Annotated in this window: 16 protein-coding genes and 2 tRNA genes; 1 reads left to right on the top strand and 17 read right to left on the bottom strand. The window is 58.0% G+C overall.

The genetic code is table 11. The features are described from left to right. Nucleotides 1-8 precede the first annotated feature (8 nt). The 11 genes from infB to rlmE all read right to left on the bottom strand — a co-directional run bounded on the left by infB (nt 9) and on the right by rlmE (nt 11885). Nucleotides 9-2699, bottom strand: coding sequence for a translation initiation factor IF-2 (gene infB, locus GFN93_RS00200; protein ID WP_153498450.1), 2691 nt, complete (start codon nt 2697-2699; stop codon nt 9-11). 230 nt (nt 2700-2929) lie between these two features. Then, complete coding sequence (gene nusA, locus GFN93_RS00205) at nt 2930-4432, bottom strand: transcription termination factor NusA (RefSeq protein WP_153498451.1); 1503 nt, start codon at nt 4430-4432, stop codon at nt 2930-2932. A 38-nt stretch (nt 4433-4470) separates the two neighbouring features. Then, nucleotides 4471-4926: a ribosome maturation factor RimP gene (rimP, locus tag GFN93_RS00210; RefSeq protein ID WP_153498452.1), complete on the bottom strand. Its 456-nt coding sequence runs from the start codon at nt 4924-4926 to the stop codon at nt 4471-4473. 205 nt (nt 4927-5131) lie between these two features. Beyond that, nucleotides 5132-5208: transfer RNA gene (locus GFN93_RS00215), tRNA-Met, on the bottom strand. 260 nt (nt 5209-5468) lie between these two features. Continuing rightward, nucleotides 5469-5554 (bottom strand) — tRNA-Leu (locus tag GFN93_RS00220). 10 nt (nt 5555-5564) lie between these two features. Further along, nucleotides 5565-6011 (bottom strand): preprotein translocase subunit SecG, encoded by a 447-nt coding sequence (secG, locus tag GFN93_RS00225; RefSeq protein WP_153498453.1) that lies wholly within the window; start codon nt 6009-6011, stop codon nt 5565-5567. 33 nt (nt 6012-6044) lie between these two features. Then, nucleotides 6045-6791, bottom strand: coding sequence for a triose-phosphate isomerase (gene tpiA, locus GFN93_RS00230; protein WP_153498454.1), 747 nt, complete (start codon nt 6789-6791; stop codon nt 6045-6047). A 94-nt stretch (nt 6792-6885) separates the two neighbouring features. After that, the gene (gene glmM / locus GFN93_RS00235) at nt 6886-8220 is read right to left on the bottom strand and encodes a phosphoglucosamine mutase (protein WP_153498455.1); all 1335 of its coding nucleotides are present in this window, start codon (nt 8218-8220) and stop codon (nt 6886-6888) included. Then, a complete protein-coding gene (gene folP, locus GFN93_RS00240) occupies nt 8220-9062 on the bottom strand; it encodes a dihydropteroate synthase (RefSeq protein ID WP_235901604.1) in 843 nt (280 codons plus the stop codon). Before folP ends, glmM begins: the two co-directional genes overlap by 1 nt. Nucleotides 9063-9217: 155 nt before the next feature. Beyond that, nucleotides 9218-11125 (bottom strand): ATP-dependent zinc metalloprotease FtsH, encoded by a 1908-nt coding sequence (gene ftsH / locus GFN93_RS00245; protein ID WP_153498456.1) that lies wholly within the window; start codon nt 11123-11125, stop codon nt 9218-9220. Between the two features lie 133 nt (nt 11126-11258). Continuing rightward, nucleotides 11259-11885, bottom strand: coding sequence for a 23S rRNA (uridine(2552)-2'-O)-methyltransferase RlmE (rlmE, locus tag GFN93_RS00250; RefSeq protein ID WP_153498457.1), 627 nt, complete (start codon nt 11883-11885; stop codon nt 11259-11261). 115 nt (nt 11886-12000) lie between these two features. On the opposite strand from rlmE, the gene GFN93_RS00255 reads away from it, so the two are divergent. Next, nucleotides 12001-12315: a YhbY family RNA-binding protein gene (locus GFN93_RS00255; protein ID WP_328594047.1), complete on the top strand. Its 315-nt coding sequence runs from the start codon at nt 12001-12003 to the stop codon at nt 12313-12315. Between the two features lie 99 nt (nt 12316-12414). On the opposite strand, the gene greA is transcribed toward GFN93_RS00255, so the two are convergent. The 6 genes from greA to GFN93_RS00285 form a co-directional block, all read right to left on the bottom strand. Beyond that, a complete protein-coding gene (gene greA, locus GFN93_RS00260; RefSeq protein ID WP_153498458.1) occupies nt 12415-12891 on the bottom strand; it encodes a transcription elongation factor GreA in 477 nt (158 codons plus the stop codon). Between the two features lie 65 nt (nt 12892-12956). Beyond that, complete coding sequence (carB, locus tag GFN93_RS00265) at nt 12957-16175, bottom strand: carbamoyl-phosphate synthase large subunit (RefSeq protein ID WP_153498459.1); 3219 nt, start codon at nt 16173-16175, stop codon at nt 12957-12959. A 71-nt stretch (nt 16176-16246) separates the two neighbouring features. Then, nucleotides 16247-17371 carry a glutamine-hydrolyzing carbamoyl-phosphate synthase small subunit gene (carA, locus tag GFN93_RS00270; RefSeq protein WP_153498460.1) on the bottom strand — a complete coding sequence of 375 codons (1125 nt, stop codon included), beginning with the start codon at nt 17369-17371 and terminating at the stop codon, nt 16247-16249. 311 nt (nt 17372-17682) lie between these two features. After that, nucleotides 17683-18510, bottom strand: a complete 828-nt coding sequence (gene dapB / locus GFN93_RS00275; RefSeq protein ID WP_153498461.1) for a 4-hydroxy-tetrahydrodipicolinate reductase — start codon at nt 18508-18510, stop codon at nt 17683-17685. 102 nt (nt 18511-18612) lie between these two features. Further along, nucleotides 18613-19779, bottom strand: a complete 1167-nt coding sequence (locus GFN93_RS00280; protein WP_235901605.1) for a hypothetical protein — start codon at nt 19777-19779, stop codon at nt 18613-18615. 156 nt (nt 19780-19935) lie between these two features. Beyond that, nucleotides 19936-20490, bottom strand: a complete 555-nt coding sequence (locus tag GFN93_RS00285; RefSeq protein ID WP_153498462.1) for a cytidylyltransferase family protein — start codon at nt 20488-20490, stop codon at nt 19936-19938.

Raw genomic sequence — 20490 nt, forward strand, 5'->3', positions numbered from 1 at the left:
CACGCCCCTTACAGGGAGCGCGCCACCTCCTTCACTTCGAAGACTTCGATCTTGTCGCCTTCTTTAACGTCGTTGTAGCTCTTCACGGCGATACCACATTCCATGCCGTTGCGAACTTCCGCCACGTCGTCCTTGAAGCGACGCAGGGATTCCAGTTCACCTTCGAAGACCACTACATCGTCGCGCAGAACGCGGATCGGACGATTGCGGTACAGGGTACCTTCGATAACCATACAACCGGCAACGGCACCGAACTTGGAAGAACGGAACACATCGCGCACTTGTGCGGTACCGAGAATCTCTTCGCGCTTCTCCGGTGCCAGCAAACCACTCATGGCCTGCTTCACATCATCGATCAGCTCGTAGATCACGCTGTAGTAACGCAGGTCGATACCTTCCTGCTCACACAGTTTCTTGGCCTTGGTATCGGCACGCACGTTGAAGCCCAACAGTACCGCTTCACTGGTCATGGCCAGGTTGACGTCGGATTCGTTGATGGCACCCACGCCCACGGACACCAGATTCACCTTCACTTCGTCGGTACCCAGATCGGTCAGGGCACCCGTGAGGGCTTCCAGAGAACCACGCACATCGGTCTTCAAAACGATATTGACGGTGCTGGCTTCTGCGCTGCCCATGTTGGCAAACAGGTTTTCCAGCTTGGATGCCTGCTGACGCTTGAGCTTCACATCACGGTCGCGGTCCTGACGGAACTCAGCCACTTCACGGGCCTTGCGCTCATCGGATACTACCTGTACCTGCTCACCGGCTTCCGGCGCACCATCCAGGCCCAGCACTTCTACCGGAATGGACGGACCTGCTTTGTTGATTGGGTGACCGTTCTCATCGATCATGGCGCGAACGCGACCGAAATGGGCACCCGCCAGCAGCATATCACCGATGTTCAGCTCACCACCCTGAATCAGGATGGAGGCCACGGTACCGCGCCCTTTCTCGATGCGCGATTCAATCACGACACCGGTAGCCGGGCCGTGATCCGGTGCCTTCAGTTCCAGCAGTTCAGCCTGAACCAGAATGGAGTCCAGAAGATCGTCCACACCCTGACCCGAGTGAGCGGAAACGTTGATGAACTGATGCTCACCACCCCACTCTTCCGGAATCACGTCCTTCGCAGCCAGCTCAGTGCGCACACGATCCGGGTCGGCCTGCTCTTTATCAATCTTGTTCACCGCGATGATGATCGGCACACCGGAGGCCTTGGCGTGATTAATCGCCTCTTCGGTCTGCGGCATCATACCGTCATCGGCAGCCACCACGATCACCACGATATCAGTTGCCTTGGCACCACGGGCACGCATGGCGGTAAAGGCAGCGTGACCAGGAGTATCGAGGAAGGTAATCATGCCTTTCTCGTGCTCTACGTGATAAGCACCGATGTGCTGGGTAATACCCCCGGCCTCACCGGCAGCCACCTTGGCTTTACGGATGTAATCCAGCAGCGAGGTCTTACCGTGGTCAACGTGGCCCATGATGGTCACCACCGGAGCACGATCAGACAGCTCGGCACCATCACGGTTAACCATGGTCGCCAGATGATCTTCCAGAACCTCTTCTTCACCCTTGCCGGCAACGGCCTTATGGCCCATTTCCTCAACCAGCAGGATGGCGGTTTCCTGATCGATCAACTGATTCACGGTCGCCATTTCACCCATCTTCATGAGTGACTTGATCAGTTCTTTGGACTTGATGTTCAGGCGCTGTGCCAGATCACCAACGGTGATGCTTTCCGGCACCTCAACTTCCATAACTTTCTTCTCGGTCGGAGCCTTGAAGCCGTGCGCCTTGTTCATGGAGCTCTTCATCTGCCCATGAGCAACGCCAGCCGCTTTCGGCTTGCGACGACGACGACGGGATTGGCGCTCTTCACGCTGATAGCTGGCCTCCTGGGCCGCCACAACGATGGAGGAGCCATCATCCACTTCTTCTTCTGCCTTCTTCTCAGGCTGTTCGCCACGCTTTTCCAGCTCCGCAGCAATACGGGCGGCTTCTTCAGCGGTACGACGGGCAGCTTCTTCCTCTGCCTTCTTGCGTGCTTCGTTTTCCTGCTTGCGCTTGGCTTCTTCTGCCTCGCGCTGCTTGCGTTCTTCCTCTTCACGCTTGGCTTTTTCTTCCGGCGTCTCTTCTTTAGCCGGCTTCTTGGCGGTGGCCGTCTTAGGAACAGCAACGCGCTTGGCCTTGTCTTCAGCGGCTTTCTCTTCCGCTACCTTGCGGTCTGCCTCAGCAGCGGCCTTGGCCTCTTGCTCTTTCTTGCGAGCAGCTTCTTCATCCGCCTGACGTTTGGCGGCTTCTTCAGCTTCGCGCTTCTCCTGCTCGGCTTTCAGGGCCGCCTCTTCCGCTGCCTTGCGCTCTGCTTCTTCGCGCTCTTCCGCTTCCAGCACTTCACGCTTCACATAGGTACGCTTCTTGCGTACTTCCACGTTGACAGTCTTGGCCTTGCCCGCCGCACCCGTGGTCTTGATGGTGCTGGTGGACTTGCGCTTGAGGGTAATTTTCTTGGCGTCGTCAGTACTTGCACCATGAGACTTGCGCAGGTGAGCCAGCAGCTGCTGCTTCTGCTCACCGGAGACCTCTTCGCTGGCGTCGCCATGAGGCAATCCCGCTTCTTTCATTTGAGAAAGCAGCTTCTCAACGGGCATGCCTACTGTTTCGGCCAGTTTCTTTACGGTCGTTTCTGCCATGTCAGCAACACTCTCCTGTCCGCGTCTCTTGCAGGCTATGGCTATAGCCTGAGCCACCGCCAATGCGGTTGGCTACTGTGGCCGGCTGGTAGCCGGCCAAGCTGTCTGTGTGCAATTTGGCAAATGCCAAAATGCCGGAAAAGGGCAGATGCTGCCCTTCCCATATCCTGCAGAGAAACTGCAGTACTTCAGTGGGTGCCTGCGAAGGCGAGCCAGCCCGAAAGAGGCCGTTATTCCCCGTCTTCGTTCTCGAACCAGGGAGCTCGCGCAGTCATGATCAACTGAGCAGCACGCTCTTCACTCAGACCTTGAATTTCCAGCAGATCATCTACCGCTTGTTCGGCAAGGTCTTCCATCGTGACAATGCCACGGGAAGCCAGCTCTACAGCCAGTTCACGATCCATGCCTTCCATGGTCAGAAGGTCTTCCGCAGGCTCTGCGTTTTCAAACTTTTCTTCGGAAACCAACGCCTTGGTCAACAATACATCCTTGGCGCGCTGACGCAGGGCTTCAACGATATCTTCGTCAAACCCATCGATGGCCAGCATTTCCTCTTCCGGTACATAAGCCACTTCTTCCAGCGTGGAGAAGCCTTCTTCTACCAGAATTGCAGCCACATCCTCGTCCACGTCCAGTTCATTAATGAACGTTTCCAGAGCCTGTGCTGCTTCTTCCTGCTGCTTGTTCTCGGCGTCGTCCAGCGTCATCACATTCAGCTCCCAGCCAGTCAGCTCGGAGGCAAGACGAATGTTCTGACCACTACGACCAATGGCCTGTGCCAGTGCAGACTCATCTTCCACAGCAATGTCCATGGAATGGCTTTCTTCATCCATCACGATGGAAGCCACTTCCGCAGGCTGCATAGCGTTGATCACCAACTGGGCAGGATTGTCATCCCACAGCACGATGTCGATACGCTCGCCAGCCAGCTCGTTGGAGACAGCCTGGACACGCGCACCGCGCATACCCACGCATGCACCCACCGGATCAATGCGCTGGTCATTGGTTTTCACCGCAATCTTGGCGCGGGAACCCGGATCACGGGCAGCGCCCTTGATCTCGATCAGCTCTTCACCGATTTCCGGCACTTCAATCTTGAACAGTTCGATCAACATTTCCGGGCAGGCACGGCTGGCAAACAGCTGCGGACCACGGTTTTCTTCGTTCACGCCCATCAAGTAGGCACGAATGCGATCGTTCTGACGTACTGCCTCGCGAGGAATCATATGCTCGCGGGTGATCAGGGCTTCGGCATTGCCACCCAGATCCAGCACGATGGAGTCGCGACTAGCCTTCTTCACAGTGCCGCTGATCAGATCGCCAATGCGATCACGGTACTCTTCGATGATCTGACGACGCTCAGCCTCGCGCACTTTCTGCACGATAACCTGCTTGGCAGTTTGCGCTGCAATGCGACCAAAGGCTTCGGATTCGATTTCCTCTTCCCAGGTATCACCAATCTGCAGCGAGGTATCCTGCTCATGAGCCTCATCCAGAGTCAGCTGCTTGCCGAACTCATAGAGGTCTTCATCAGGCACCACATGCCAGACACGGTAAGTACGGGAATCGCCGGACACACGATCGATGTCCACGCGGATTTCCACGTCTTCTTCCTTAAAACGCTTTTTCGTAGCAGCAGCCAGGGCCAGCTCGATGGCCTCGAAGATTACATCGCGGCTGACGCCTTTTTCGTTTGATACCGTTTCCGCTACCAGCAGGATCTCTTTGTTCATGGCCAGGCCTTTACAAAGACAAAGTTTCCAGGGCGTGCTCAGTCGAAGCGGGGCTGCAACCGGGCACGATCTACCTGACTGTAAGGAATACGCAGGGTTTCGCCATCCAGCTCCACCACCAGCGTTTCGCCGTCTACGGCCACAATGGCCGCCGTCATTTTACGCTTGCCGGACACCGGTGCCAGCAACTTCAGCTGAACATCCTCACCGATGTAATCGACATATTGCGCAATTTCAAACATGGGACGATCCATCCCCGGAGAGGAGACTTCCAGGTTGTACTCACCCGGAATAGGATCTTCCACATCCAGCACGCCGCTGATCTCGTGACTCACCGCCGCGCAGTTATCTACAGTAATGCCGTCGGCATGATCGATAAACACACGCAAAACAGCCCCGCGCCCCTGGATATATTCAATACCCCAAAGCACGAAGCCCAGATCTTCCACTACCGGAGCCAGCAGCTCCGTTAATTGCTCTACGCGTTTCGACATACTTTCTCGACGTTACACCTGAAACCATGACTTCATCGTTGCAGGTAGAAACAAAAAATGGGCCTGGAGACAATACAGGCGACCGCAAGGAAAACATGCAATCGACCGCACATCCACCGCCCATTCCACTGCTGCGAATAACAAAAAGCCCCTGCTAGAGGGGCTTTTTGTCCGCTTTGAGCCGACCGTGGCCGACTCCTCTAAGTGGTAGCGGGGGCAGGATTTGAACCTACGACCTTCGGGTTATGAGCCCGACGAGCTACCAGACTGCTCCACCCCGCAATAAACCTTGTGCCCTTTAAAGCCCTTCGCACCGGGCTGTTGGTCAGGTCAAACCTGAACCAGTGAACGCAGCGTCTGATCTCTGCAATCACCTCAAATCCGAGAGCGCAAATACTACTTATGGAGCACTGCGCTGTCAAGGCATATTCGAAAAAAGGTTTTATTTTTCGAAGCCTTAGCACCAGGAAAAGCCACTTAACCTGATGCTTTTTCAACCAGATGATCCCTCACCCAAAGGCAGCGGATCATCCTTCCCAAATTGGTGCCGAAGGCCGGACTTGAACCGGCACGAGCGAAGCTCACTACCCCCTCAAGATAGCGTGTCTACCAATTCCACCACTTCGGCAAAGAACGCTTTACTGCTGTTCCGGCTGAGGCACCTCAGCCGGGGACGCGGATTCTACATCAGCTTGCTGCTGTTCTGAAACTTCTTTTTCAGAATTTGTTGCTGCAGCTGCCTCAGGCACCTCGGACTGCACCGCAGGAACCTCTGCCTGATCCGCAGACACAGGTACTTCTGCCTGCTCCTCAATGGTTTCCAGCTCGGGCAGGTAGACATTCGAGCCATTGGCTTCCTGGCGAGCCATCCATGCCAGCACCAGGCTGGTCACGAAGAACAGTGTCGCCAGCACTGCCGTAGCACGGGTCAGAAAGTTGGCAGAACCGGCGCTACCGAAAACGCTCTGGGACGCGCCCCCACCAAACGAGGCCCCCGCATCAGCACCTTTACCATGCTGAATCAGGATCAGACCGATCAGGCCAATGGCGGTCAGGATGTGCACTACGTGTACGACAATATCCATAGTTACTCTATTTGTTCATTGATCACTGGTCCGCTACTGCGCTGCCTGGCAAATAGCGAGAAAACTGTCGGCGGTAAGTGACGCCCCGCCAATCAGACCCCCATCGATGTCTGACTGGGAAAACAGAAGGGCGGCATTATCCGCCTTTACACTGCCGCCGTAAAGCAAGCGTGTTGAACTGGCAATTTCCGGGCTCTTTTCTGCCAACGTCTGACGCAGGGTTGCATGCACCTCCTGAGCCTGCTCAGGCGAGGCAGTCTTGCCTGTGCCAATGGCCCAGACCGGCTCATAGGCCACCACGGCAGACGCAAACGCATCAATCCCCACCGCCTCTATCACCGCCATCAGCTGGCCGCACACCACCGCTTCAGTGTTGCCCGCCTCCCGCTCTTCCAGGGTTTCTCCCACGCACAGCACCGGCACAAGGCCAGCCTCCTGGGCGCGGGCAAACTTGGCCGCCACCAGGGCATCATCTTCACCGTACAAGGCGCGGCGCTCTGAATGGCCAATGATCACGTAGCCACAGCCGGCTTCCGCCAACATGGCACCCGCCACTTCGCCCGTGAAAGCCCCTTCAGGCTGGTCACTGAGATTCTGCGCCCCGACATGCACCCCCGCAGACAATGCCGCTCGGGCCGCCGCCAGATAAGGGAACGGAGGACAGACCACCACCTCCGCTTCTCCCTGATAACTCACCAGGGCACCCGCGATTTCACCCAGCAGGGCCTGGCTGCCATTCATTTTCCAGTTCCCGGCCACAAGCGGCTTTCTTTTGCTCATGCGTATTCCTTGATTTCAACGCCTATACGCAACGCCTTGCGCGCGCACTCACACAAATTGACCGGCGACCACCTCGTGGGCCGGCCATTAAACACTAGGCGATCGCCTTTTCCACCACATCCGCCAGCTCACGGCACAGGGCTTCCACCTGCCCCGGCTCCTTGCCTTCCACCATCACCCTCACCAGCGGCTCGGTTCCGGAAGGACGCAACAGGATGCGGCCATTGCCTGCCAGCTTGCTTTCCACTTCGGCCATGGCAGCTTTCACCGCTGGCAGCTCATCAAAACCATCACGATTGGGGCCGCGCACATTGATCATCGTCTGCGGCAACAACGCCACATCGGCCACCGCATCCGCAAGGGATTGCTTGCGGCGTGCGAGCGCCGCCAGCACCTGCAACGCTGATACCGTGCCGTCACCGGTCGAGGTGCGATCGAGACAGACAAGGTGTCCGGAGGACTCACCGCCAATCATCCAGCCACGCTGATCCAGCTGCTCCATGACATAACGGTCTCCGACCTTGGCGCGAACAAACTCCACTCCCAGCGCCTGCAAAGCCAGCTCCAACCCGAAGTTGGACATGAGCGTGCCCACGACACCGGGGACATGGGCCCCGGTTTCCTTGCGATCACGCGCCACGACATAAAGCAGCTGATCACCATCAATCAGTTTGCCGTGCTCATCCACCATGATCAGACGATCCGCGTCGCCATCCAGGGCAATGCCAAGATCGGCCTTCTCTTCGACCACGCGCTGCTGCAATTTTTCGGGATGCGTTGAGCCACAATCACGGTTGATGTTGAAGCCGTCCGGCTGGTTAGCCATGGCAATCACCGTGGCGCCCAACTCTTCGAGCACGTCTGGGGCAATGTGATAGGCAGCGCCATTGGCAGTGTCCACCACGATCTTCATGCCGCTCAGATCAAGACCCGGTGCGGTGCTCTTGCAAAACTCGATGTAGCGGCCACGAGCATCGTCAATGCGACGCACCTTGCCGATCTGGTCAGTGGCCACCACTGACATTTCCTCATCCAGAAGCCGCTCAATTTCCAGCTCGATCTCATCATTGAGCTTGCGGCCATCCGGACCAAAGAACTTGATACCGTTATCCGTGTAGGCATTGTGGGACGCAGAAATCACGATGCCCGCCTGGGCCGAAAGGGTGCGTGTCAGATAGGCAATACCCGGGGTCGGCAGCGGGCCCAACAGGCGCACATCAACCCCCGCCGCCGATATGCCGGCCTCCAGTGCCGATTCAAACATGTAACCGGAAATACGGGTGTCTTTGCCAATCAGAATGCGGCTCCCGCCATGTGCGGCCATAACCTTGCCTGCCGCCCAGCCAAGCTTGAGGACAAAATCCGGAGTAATCGGGAACTGGCCCACCGTACCGCGAACACCGTCGGTACCAAAATATTTACGCGCCATCATGACTCCTTGTGCGCTTCGAGGACGGCATGGGCAAAACGCACCGCGTCCACCGTTTCCTGTACATCATGAGCACGCACAATCTTCGCGCCGCGCTCCACACACATTACTGCCGCCGCCAGACTTCCTGACAGCCGCTCATTCACATCTCGCCCCAGCACCTTGCCAAACAGGGACTTGCGCGAGACACCGATCAGAATTGGCAAATTCAGCCCCCGCAACGCCGACATTTCCTTCATCAGTTGCAGATTGTGGTTTACCGACTTGGCAAAACCAAACCCGGGATCCACCAACAGGCTGTCGCGGGCAATGCCTGCCGCCAGGCAGGCATCAATGCGCGCCAGCAAAAAAGTGATCACTTCCGCCGTCACGTCGTCGTACTGCGGATTGTCCTGCATATTGCCCGGTTCGCCCTGCATGTGCATCAGGCAAACCGGCAAAGTGGACTCGGCGGCCGCTGCCAGCGCACCCGGGCGACGAAGGGCTCGCACATCGTTAATCAACCCGGCGCCTGCGGCAGCACTGTCCCGGATCACCACAGCCGTGCTGGTATCCACCGACACCAACGCACCCAGCTCCTGATTCAGCGCCTCAACAATGGGCACCACACGGTCCAGTTCTTCCTGCTCGCTCACCGGAGCAGCACCCGGGCGGGTCGACTCGCCCCCCACATCGATCAGTGCTGCGCCATCTTTCAGCATCTGCTCAGCCTGGCGCAGGGCAGCATCGCGCTCGGTGAAACGACCGCCGTCAGAAAAGGAGTCGGGGGTCACATTGAGGATGCCCATAACAACCGGAGCAGACAGATCCAGCATCCGCGAACCGCAACGTAACTGGGTCATTGGGAGGTATCCAGGCTCAATCGTTCACAGTAATGTCCGGCTGTCCTGCTTTGGGGTGGCAGGCTCCCGGAGTTGTTATCCATGACCCCTATCCAGGGGCCAGTTGCAAAAACGCCTGACCCGGGAAACCCGGGCCAGGCGTGATGCGGATTTTCTTAATGGGTCTTGGCAGGCCCACCAATGGCGTCATCGCCCGGCTTCTTGTCGCCAGAGGCAGCAGCGCCGTCACCCGGACCTTGATCACGCCAGTCTTTGGGTGGGCGTGGCTTGTGGCCTTCCATGATGTCGTTGATCTGGTCGGCATCAATGGTCTCAAACTGCATTAGTGCATCGGCCATGAGATCCAGCTTGTCGCGGTTCTCTTCCAGAATGGTCTTGGCGCGGGCATAGCAAGTATCGATGATCGCACGCACTTCACGGTCGATCTCTTCGGCAGTCTGCTCGGACACATGCTTGCGCTGGGACATCTGCTTACCCAGGAACACCTCACCCTCTTCCTCGTCATAGGCCAGCGGTCCCAGCTTTTCACTCAGGCCCCACTTGGTCACCATGGCACGAGCCAGCTTGGTGGCGCGTTCAATATCGTTGGATGCGCCGGTGGTCACACCATCAAAGCCCAGGGTCATTTCCTCGGCAATACGGCCACCGAACAGGGAGGAGATCGAGGACTCCAGGCCACGCTTGGATTGGGAGTACTTGTCTTCTTCCGGCAGATACATGGTGACACCCAGGGCGCGACCACGGGGAATGATGCTGACCTTGTAGACAGGGTCATGCTCTGGCACCAGACGGCCCACGATGGCGTGCCCTGCCTCGTGATACGCCGTGTTCAGCTTTTCTTTCTCGTTCATGACCATGGAGCGACGCTCGGCCCCCATGAGGATCTTGTCCTTGGCCTTTTCGAACTCTTCCATGGAGACCATGCGCTTGTTGGCACGGGCAGCAAACAGGGCCGCCTCATTCACCAGATTGGCCAGGTCGGCACCGGAGAAACCGGGGGTACCGCGGGCAATCACTGAAGGCTCAACATCATCCGCGATCGGTACCTGGCGCATGTGCACTTTCAGCACCTGCTCACGGCCACGGATATCCGGCAGCGGCACCGTCACCTGACGATCGAAACGGCCAGGACGCAGCAGCGCAGGATCCAGCACGTCAGGACGGTTGGTGGCAGCAATAACTATGATGCCTTCATTGCCGTCGAAGCCGTCCATTTCCACCAGCAGCTGGTTGAGTGTCTGTTCACGCTCATCGTGACCACCGCCCAGGCCTGCGCCACGGGAGCGACCCACCGCATCGATCTCATCGATAAAGATAATGCACGGAGAGTGCTTCTTGGCCTGTTCGAACATGTCACGAACCCGGCTGGCACCGACACCCACAAACATTTCCACAAAATCAGAGCCGGAAATGCTGAAGAAAGGCACCTTGGCTTCACCGGCGATGGCCTTGGCCAGCAGGGTCTTACCGGTACCCGGAGAGCCCACCATCAACACACCGCGGGGAATCTTGCCGCCGAGGCGCTGGAATTTGGCAGGATCGCGCAGGAACTCCACCAGCTCCTGCACTTCTTCCTTGGCTTCTTCCACCCCGGCCACATCGGCAAAGGTGGTCTTGATCTGGTCTTCGCCGAGCAGCTTGGCCTTGGATTTGCCGAAGGTCATCGGACCACCGCCACCCTTGCCGCCACCCTGCATCTGGCGCATGAAGAAAATGAAAATGGCCAGAATCAGCAGAATCGGCAGAATCGACAGGAACAGGCGCATCAGGAAGCTGTCACGCTGCGGCTCCACCCCTTTTACTTCGACCTTGTTCTGGATCAGGGTCGGCATCAGGTTGGTATCGAGCATCGGCGGCTTGATGGTCTTGAACTGACCACCATCCCGGTAGGTGCCGGTAATGCCGGTGTCACCAATGGTCACCGCCTGCACCGCTCCGTCTTCAACCTTGGAGATGAAGCTGGAGTAAGGGATTTCCGAGCTGCTGGGCTGGTTACTGATGCTGGACGCCACCACATAGAGGACGCCGGCAATCACCAGCCACAGCACGATATTCTTGGTCATGTCGTTCAAGGGAGACCTCGATCAATTCCTGGCGCATCTGCGCACACTTGCGAAACTACACCTTACACCATTTGTTAAAGGGTGCGTAATGCCGGTTCGGACACGTAAAACCGGATTTAACAGGTTTTTAGGCTTATTTAAGACCAGTGGCCAACTGGTAGACCTCAGTGGAACGAGCCCGGCTTGCCGCCGGCTTTCGCGTTACCACCTTACGGAATCGTGACTGCAGGGCCTTGCGATACTCTTCAAACCCTTCGCCCTGGAATACCTTGACCAGAAACTGGCCATCGGGTTCCAAAACCCGCTCAGCCATCTCCAGCGCCAATTCTGCCAGGTACATGGCTCGCGGCTGATCCACGCCGCTGTTACCACTCATATTGGGGGCCATGTCTGACATTACAAGGTCCATCTTGCGATCCCCTACCGCCGCAATAATTTGCTCATAAATCGCATCTTCACGGAAATCACCCTGAATAAAGGTCACATCCGGCAAGGCGTCCATGGCAAGAATGTCGCTGGCGATCACCACACCCTTACCCGCCATCAGCTGCCCGGCGACCTGGCTCCAGCCCCCCGGCGCCGCCCCCAGATCCAGCACGGTCATGCCGGGGCGAAACAGCTTGTCCTTCTCGTGCATCTCCAGCAGTTTGAAGCTGGCCCGGGAGCGATAGCCCTGCTCCTGGGCCTTGGCCACCCACTGATCGCTGAAGTGCTCCTTGAGCCAGGCCTTGCTGGTCTTGGAGCGACTGGATTTCGCCATTGTTTTCTCTCTCTTCCCTATCCAGAGGCTGCTTTTACCACAACCAACCCTTAGAATACGCGCATTACCGGGATCCCCGGCCATTCATTATTGCTGCAAGCTCTGGAGCCACACCGTGCCGCTTTCTTCCCAGGACATCAAACGTCTGCGCCGCATTGGCCATCACCTGAAAGCCATCCTCATTCTGGGTGACAAGGGACTGACCGAGACCTTCGCCGAGGAGCTCAACGCCCGCCTCGAAGATCACGAGCTGATCAAGGTTAAAGTTAACGCCGAAACCCGTGAAGACCGCGCAGAGATCGTCTCTGCCCTGTGCGCGCAAAGTGGCGCCGAACTGATCCAGCGCATCGGCAACATCGCCCTGCTCTACCGCGCCGCCCAAAAGCCCAACCCGAAGCTTTCCAACTTGCTGCGCTATATGAACACCTGAAGCCAGACGCCCGAAGCTGGACGCCAAAAGAAAAGGCGGCGTGTCACCACGCCGCCTTTTTTATTTCGTCTGGCGTCAAGCGTCCAGCATCAAGCGTTATTACACGTGCTCAACCTTGTCGATTTCATACTCACGGGTGCCCCCGGGAGTGTCGATCTGCACCACATCACCCTCTTCACGACCAATCAGGCCACGGGCAATGGGGGAGTTGACGCTTAACTTGCCCAACTTGATGTTGGCTTCGTCGTCACCCACGATCTGGTACTGCTTTTCTTCGTCAGTATCCACATCAAGAATGGTGACGGTGGTGCCGAAGATCACCTTGCCGGTATTTTCAATCTCGGTGATATCAATGATCTGCGCATTGGACAGCTTGCCCTCGATATCATTGATACGACCTTCACAGAAACCCTGCTGCTCACGCGCCGCATGGTATTCCGCGTTTTCCTTCAGGTCGCCATGCTCACGTGCTTCAGCGATAGCGGCGGAAATGCGCGGACGATCTTCTTTTTTCAGTTTTTCCAGTTCCTCGCGCAGGGCCTTGGCACCCTTGGCGGTCATCGGTACACGTTGCATAGTTATCCTCGCGTCTAAAAGGAAATCGCCCGGAGCACTCGGCTCCGAGCACTCCTGACGACGATTTACTGCATTTCTGCGTGCAAGTCCTGCAAGCGACGCACTTCGATATCGCCGCTAATACCCAACGCCTGACACACCGCGTGGGCCGCAGTAATGGTAGTGGTGTAGAACACCTTGTGCTGCAAGGCAGAGCGACGAATAGCGAAGGAATCGCGAATCGCCTGCTTGCCCTCGGTGGTGTTCACAATCAGGGCGATCTGGTCGTTCTTGATCATATCCACAATATGCGGACGCCCTTCCAGTACCTTGTTCACTTCTTTCACAGCCAGACCGGCTTCGCTGATCACCTTGGCGGTACCACGGGTGGCCACCAGATCAAAACCACGCTCGATCAGCATGCGCGCCACATTCACTGCAGCAGGCTTGTCCACTTCACGCACAGAGATAAAGGCAGTGCCTTTTTCTGGCAATCGCTCACCGGCACCCAGGGAGGCCTTGCCGAAGGCTTCGGCAAAGGTGGCACCGACGCCCATGACCTCACCGGTAGATTTCATTTCCGGACCGAGGATCGGATCCACTTTCGGGAATTTGGCAAACGGGAACACCGCTTCTTTCACGAAGTAATGCTTCGGTTTGACCTCTTCAGTGAAGCCCTGTTCCTTGAGGCTGGTGCCCGCCATACAGCGCGCGGCCACCTTGGCCAGGGACGTGCCAATACACTTGGACACATAGGGCACGGTCCGTGAGGCACGCGGGTTCACTTCCAGTACGTACACGTCACCATCTTTAACGGCGAACTGTACGTTCATCAAACCAATCACGCCCAGTTCCAGCGCCATGTCCTTGGACTGCTGACGCATCACGTTCTGCACGTCTTCGTCCAGAGAGTAAGGCGGCAGGGAACAAGCCGAGTCACCGGAGTGAACGCCAGCCTGCTCGATATGTTGCATGATGCCACCAATCACCACATCGGTACCGTCACAGATGGCATCCACGTCCACCTCGATGGCGTCATCCAGGAAGCGATCCAGCAGCACCGGAGAATCGTTGGAAACGGAGACCGCGTTCAGCATGTAGTTACGCAACTCGGCTTCGTTGTACACGATTTCCATGGCGCGACCACCCAATACATAGGAAGGACGCACCACCAGCGGATAACCGATTTCTTCCGCCAGGCGCACACCATCTTCCAGGGAGCGGGCCGTACGGTTCGGCGGCTGCTTCAGGCCAAGCTTGTTGACCATCTGCTGGAAGCGCTCACGGTCTTCCGCTTCGTCAATGGCATCCGGCGGGGTACCGATGATCGGCACACCTGCGGCCTGCAGGGCACGGGCCAGCTTCAACGGGGTCTGACCGCCGTACTGAACGATCACGCCCTTGGGTTTTTCCTTGGCCACGATGGCCAGCACGTCTTCGAGGGTAATCGGCTCGAAGAACAGGCGATCGGAGGTATCGTAATCGGTGGACACGGTCTCCGGGTTACAGTTGACCATAATGGTCTCGTAACCGTCTTCGCGCATGGCAAACGCCGCGTGCACACAGCAGTAATCGAATTCGATACCCTGACCAATACGGTTCGGGCCACCACCAATGACCATGATCTTTTCACGGTCAGACGGGTTGGCCTCACACTCTTCATCGTAGCTGGAGTACATGTAGGCGGTGTCGGTGGAAAATTCCGCCGCACAGGTATCCACACGCTTGTACACCGGCTGGATGTTCAGCTCTTCACGCTTGCCACGCACATCCGCTTCTTTCACACCCAGCAGCTGAGCCAGACGGGCATCGGAGAAACCCTTGCGCTTGAGCGCGTAGAGGCTGTCGCGATCCAGGCCGCTAAAGGTGGTCTCGACCAGCTTCTGCTCGGCGCGGACCAGATCTTCGATCTGCACCAGGTACCAGTGATCGATCTTGGTGATATTGAACACGTCTTCCACGGTCATGCCGACCCGGAAAGCATCGGCCACAATCCAGATACGCTCGGGACCCGGGGTCGCCAGTAACTGGGCCACCTGCTCACGGGCATCCGGTGCGGACGGATCCACTTTCGGATCGAAACCAATAGAGTCGGTTTCCAGACCGCGCAGGGCCTTCTGGACCGACTCCTGGAAGTTACGACCAATGGCCATCACTTCACCCACCGACTTCATCTGGGTGGTCAGCACGGCATCGGCTTCCGCAAACTTCTCAAAGTTGAAGCGCGGAATCTTGGTCACAACGTAATCAATGGACGGCTCGAAGGAGGCCGGGGTCTTGCCACCGGTGATCTCGTTCTGCAGCTCATCCAGGGTGTAGCCCACTGCCAGCTTGGCCGCCACCTTGGCAATCGGGAAACCGGTAGCCTTGGACGCCAGCGCCGAGGAGCGGCTTACCCGCGGGTTCATCTCGATCACCACCATGCGGCCGTTGTCCGGGTTCACCCCGAACTGCACGTTGGAACCGCCCGTTTCCACGCCGATCTCACGCAGGACCGCCAGAGAGGCGTCACGCATGATCTGGAATTCTTTATCGGTGAGGGTCTGGGCCGGGGCTACGGTGATGGAGTCACCGGTGTGGACGCCCATGGGATCGAAGTTCTCGATGGAGCAGACGATGATGCAGTTGTCGTTTTTGTCACGAACCACTTCCATCTCGTACTCTTTCCAGCCGAGCAGGGATTCGTCAATCAGCAGCTCGTTGGTTGGAGACAGGTCCAGACCACGCTGACAGATTTCTTCAAACTCTTCGCGGTTATACGCCACACCGCCGCCGGAGCCGCCCATGGTGAAGCTGGGACGGATGATGCAGGGGAACCCCAGCTCTTCCAGGGCCGCATTGGCCTCTTCCATGTTGTGCGCGATGGCAGAGCGCGGACACTCAAGACCAATGGCCTTCATGGCCTTGTCAAAACGGGAGCGATCTTCCGCCTTGTCGATGGCATCTTCGGTGGCGCCGATCATTTCCACACCGAACTCTTTCAGCACACCGTTGTGATCCAGATCCAGCGCACAGTTCAGTGCGGTCTGACCACCCATGGTGGGCAGCAGCGCATCCGGACGCTCTTTCTCGATGATCTTGGCAACGGTTTGCCAGGTGATCGGCTCGATATAGGTGGCATCCGCCATGGCCGGGTCGGTCATGATGGTGGCCGGGTTGGAGTTCACCAGGATCACCCGGTAACCCTCTTCCCGCAGGGCCTTACAGGCCTGGGCACCGGAGTAGTCAAACTCACAGGCCTGGCCGATCACGATCGGGCCAGCACCAATGATGAGAATGCTTTGTATGTCAGTTCTTTTCGGCATAGTTCACTAACCGTCAGACGTTAATGGCTGCATCGGGACCCGGCCTTGGCCGGGTCAGGCTCTGGCGTGTCTTACTTGGCTTCCATCAGTTCGATGAAATGATCGAACAGTGGTGCGCAATCGTGCGGACCTGGGCTGGCTTCCGGGTGCCCCTGGAAGCTGAAGGCCGGTACGTCGGTGCGATGGATGCCCTGCAGGGTGCCATCGAACAGGGATACATGGGTCACCTTCAGGTTGTCCGGCAGGTTATCCATGTCCACTGCGAAACCGTGGTTCTGGCTGGTGATCATCACCGTGCCGTCTTCCAGGGTCTTCACCGGATGGTTGGCACCATGGTGGCCAGTACCCATCTTCATGGTGCTGGCACCGCTGGCCAGCGCCAGCAGCTGGTGACCGAGACAGATGCCGAATACCGGCTTGCCCGTGGCCACGATTTCCTTGATTGCCTCAATGGCGTAGTCGCAGGGCTCCGGGTCACCCGGGCCGTTGGACAGGAAAATGCCGTCCGGATTCATGGCCAGCACTTCAGATGCCGGGGTCTGGGCGGGAACCACGGTCAGCTTGCAACCACGCTCCGCCAGCATACGCAGGATATTGCGCTTCACACCGTAGTCGTAGGCCACCACATTGAAGCGGGCCTCTTTCTGCTCGGTGTGACCGTCTTCCAGATCCCAGGTGGACTCTGTCCAGGTGTAGGACTCGCTGACCGTCACTTCCTTGGCCAGGTCCATGCCCTTGAGGCCGGGGAACCCCTTGGCCGCTTCCAGCGCCTGGGCTTCGTCCAGGTTGTCACCGGCAATGATGCAGCCATTCTGGGCACCCTTGTCACGCAGGATGCGGGTCAGGCGGCGGGTATCGATGTCCGCGATGGCAACAATGTTGTTCGCTCGCAGATAATCCGGCAGGGACTGCTGGCTACGCCAGTTGCTGACCGTCATGGCGAGATCGCGGATCACCAGGCCAGAGGCCCAGATCTGCGAGGACTCTTCGTCTTCCGCAGTCACACCGGTATTGCCGATATGCGGATAGGTCAGGGTCACAATCTGTTTGGCGTAGGAGGGATCCGTCAGGATCTCCTGGTAGCCGGTCATTGCGGTGTTAAACACCACTTCACCCACGGTTTGACCCGTGGCACCGATAGCAACACCTCGAAAGATGCTTCCGTCTTCGAGAGCGAGAATGGCGGGAACCGTCAACGCAACCTCCAGGCTGGCAAGAAATTAGGGAGATATGCGGTGGGACGCGCACTGGCAGTTACAGCGCTGCCGGCTGCTCGCAAAAAAGCGAGATGGATTGCTCCATCTCGCTTTTTCGTAGAATTCTTCATTCGTGCGCCCCACACGCCCATCACGGGCTGCGCGCTATTCTAGGGCCTCGGGAAACAAATGTCACGTCTAAAGCCGCTGACACGCGGCATGCAACATGCAACACGCCGGGCAACCCGCCGCAGGAGCTTGCCTGCAAGCGATAATCCCCTAAAGGCAGGCTCCTGCGGTCGATGTTTACTTCAGCCCTTGCCCCAGCCCGCGGACTCGCCCGCCAGGCCAAGCACGTCCTGCATGTCGAACAACCCCTTGTCCTGACCGCCCAACCAGGCTGCGGCACGCACTGCACCACGGCCGAAGGCCATACGGCTGGAGGCCTTATGGGTAATCTCCACCCGCTCGCCATCAGCCGCGAACAGCACAGTATGGTCGCCCACGATGTCGCCCGCACGGATGGTCTCGAAGCCAATGGTCTTGCGATCGCGCTCACCGGTGCGGCCTTCACGGCCAAATACTGCCACTTCCTTGAGGTCACGGCCGAGGGTCTGAGCCACCACTTCCCCCATCCGCAGGGCGGTACCGGAGGGCGCATCAATCTTGTGACGATGGTGAGCCTCGATCACCTCGATATCCACCTCGTCCTGCAGTACGGCCGCCGCAGTTTCCAACAGCTTGAAGCACAGATTCACACCAATGGAGTAGTTGGGTGCGTAGCAGATGGCGATCTCTTCACTGGCCGCGCGCAGGCCGGCGATCTGCTCGTCGCTCAGGCCAGTGGTGCCAATGACCAGTTTGGTCCCGGCCGCACGGCACACCTCGACATTCTTCACTGTGGCTTCCGGCACAGTGAAGTCGATAAACACATCAGCGTCGTTCACCACCGCCGCCAGGTCATCGGCCAGCACCACACCCGCGGTGCCCTGCCCCACCAGCTCTCCGGCGTCCGCACCAATCAGGCTGGAACCGGGCACATCCACCGCTGCCGCCAGCGTGGTATCCGGGTTGGCAATGGTGGCCTCGATAAGAATACGACCCATGCGACCCGCAGCGCCGATAATGCCTACTTTCATGCTGTCTCCTTGATCATAAAGGCGGACGCCAGAGGCAGAACGCCTGCGCCCTCACTGAGAGCCCTGCAAGCGTCCGGCGTCTGGCGTCCGGCATCAGGCGAATTAGTTTACCAGAAAGGGCGGCTGATTCACTGCGTAGAGGTTACGGTCGCCCTTGGCCATATATTTGCGCCGCTTGCGATCAAAACGGCCAAAGCTCATGCCGCTGGCCACCCAGGCTTGCACTTCCTTCAGGCGCTTGCGGGCGTAGGCCCGATCCAGCCATTCCATGGAATACTCGGCAGGCAGTTGTGCCGCCAACATCAGCTGGGCAATCGCCTGCTGGGCCCGCTCATCATGGAAGGTATACAGCAGGCTGTTGGCATATTCGTAGCGGACAATGGCCAGATCCGGCACCTTCTTCACCGACGTTTCGAACAGTTCTGTGGCATCCCGGCTATCCGCATCCAGCGTCAGACGCCCTGCCGCCTTGCCCACCCGGCGCAACACATTGGCTTCAAAGGCCGCATACAGCGACAGCGCCAGCGGATGCTGCGGCTCCACGCCCAACATCTCGGTGGCCGCATTGATCACCATGGGGGCGTAATTGCGCTGCAGCATGGCTGGCACCGATTCATCTTCGGCCAACCGTGCCACCGCATAACCAAATCCCAGCCGCACCATGCAGTAATCCCCTTCCAGCGGCTCATCACCGGGCAGCACCGGGGCATTTTCCCCAAACCAGGCCATCTCATTGATGGTCTGCTGGAGCAGCTGCTGCTTCTGGGTTTGCGTTGGTGCCAGGTAGGTGGCGTAAATGATCTGCGACACCATCGCCGGCACCCGCGCATAGCCGCCGTACTGGCGCCCCAGATCCCGGGCATGGCGAAGATCACCGCGAAAGAAGGCCTGCCACACCTCGAGCACATTACGACTGTGTTGCTCCCAGTCATCGTCCTGATAGCGCAGATCCCGATACAAAGCCGGGAATCGCTGATAGCGGGATTTCAGGTATTCCGGAGAAGGGAACGGCAGCTGCAAGCCGCGCATGAACCGTGGCCAGTTGGACTCGATTTCAGCATAGGTATAGGTGAAGGGCGCCTGATCAAACGGTGCCTGCACCCAGGGAGCCTCAAGCACGGCCTCATCCAGCGGTAGCGGAGAGCGCTGGGCAAAGGTCGCCTTGGCGCGTGCGTAGGCCTGATCCACTGGCGCCGCAGACGCCCACGAAGAAAAACACAGGGGCAACACCGCCAGCACCAGCATCCATGCCAGATTGCGAATAGTCATGACGAACTCTTGTTGTTGTTTTTTTACGCAAGTCTAGCAGGGGGGCCAAAACCCGAAAATGAAAGAGTGCAAATTTAAGCTTATTGCCTTAGATCAGGGCTTTGCACCCTGCCCCATTGGCGTAGGCCCGGACGGGGGAGTGGAGGCTATCGGGCATCAGGCCGGAGAGGCCTTCAACCCACCGAGATACAGAAAACGTTTCACCACCAGGGCCGTCAGCGGAAACACTGCGACGTAGAGCAACATTGCCCCGAGCGGAATGCCGGGGAAGCAGAAATAGGCAAGGCCAGCCCCGATACCGGAATCCACCTGGTCGGCAAGGATATAAAGAGAGCGATGGCGCTGGGGAGTTGCTCCCGGCGCGACACCCAGTCGGCGCTTGATGAAGGAGTTGGGCAGCTCGGCCAGCACGTACCCCAACCCGCCAGCCATCCCCGCCAACAACAATGTGGCACCGCCTTGCAGAGCGGACGGCAACCATTGCGGCTGCAGCCACATCAGTGGCCACAAGATAAGCGCGCCTGCGCCGCTGTAGATCGGCACCAGCAGCATTCCCCGCCAGGTTTTGTTGGCTCCAAAGCAGGATGGTGAAACCGGGCGAACCAGACCTGGCAACCAATGCCGTTTCACGGCGACCATGTGCATGACCCCACCAAATACAATCGGGATCTGTAGCAACAACACCAGACGGAGAGTATCAATCAACGCCAT

The organism is Alcanivorax sediminis (assembly GCF_009601165.1).
Classification (GTDB): Bacteria; Pseudomonadota; Gammaproteobacteria; order Pseudomonadales; family Alcanivoracaceae; genus Alcanivorax; species Alcanivorax sediminis.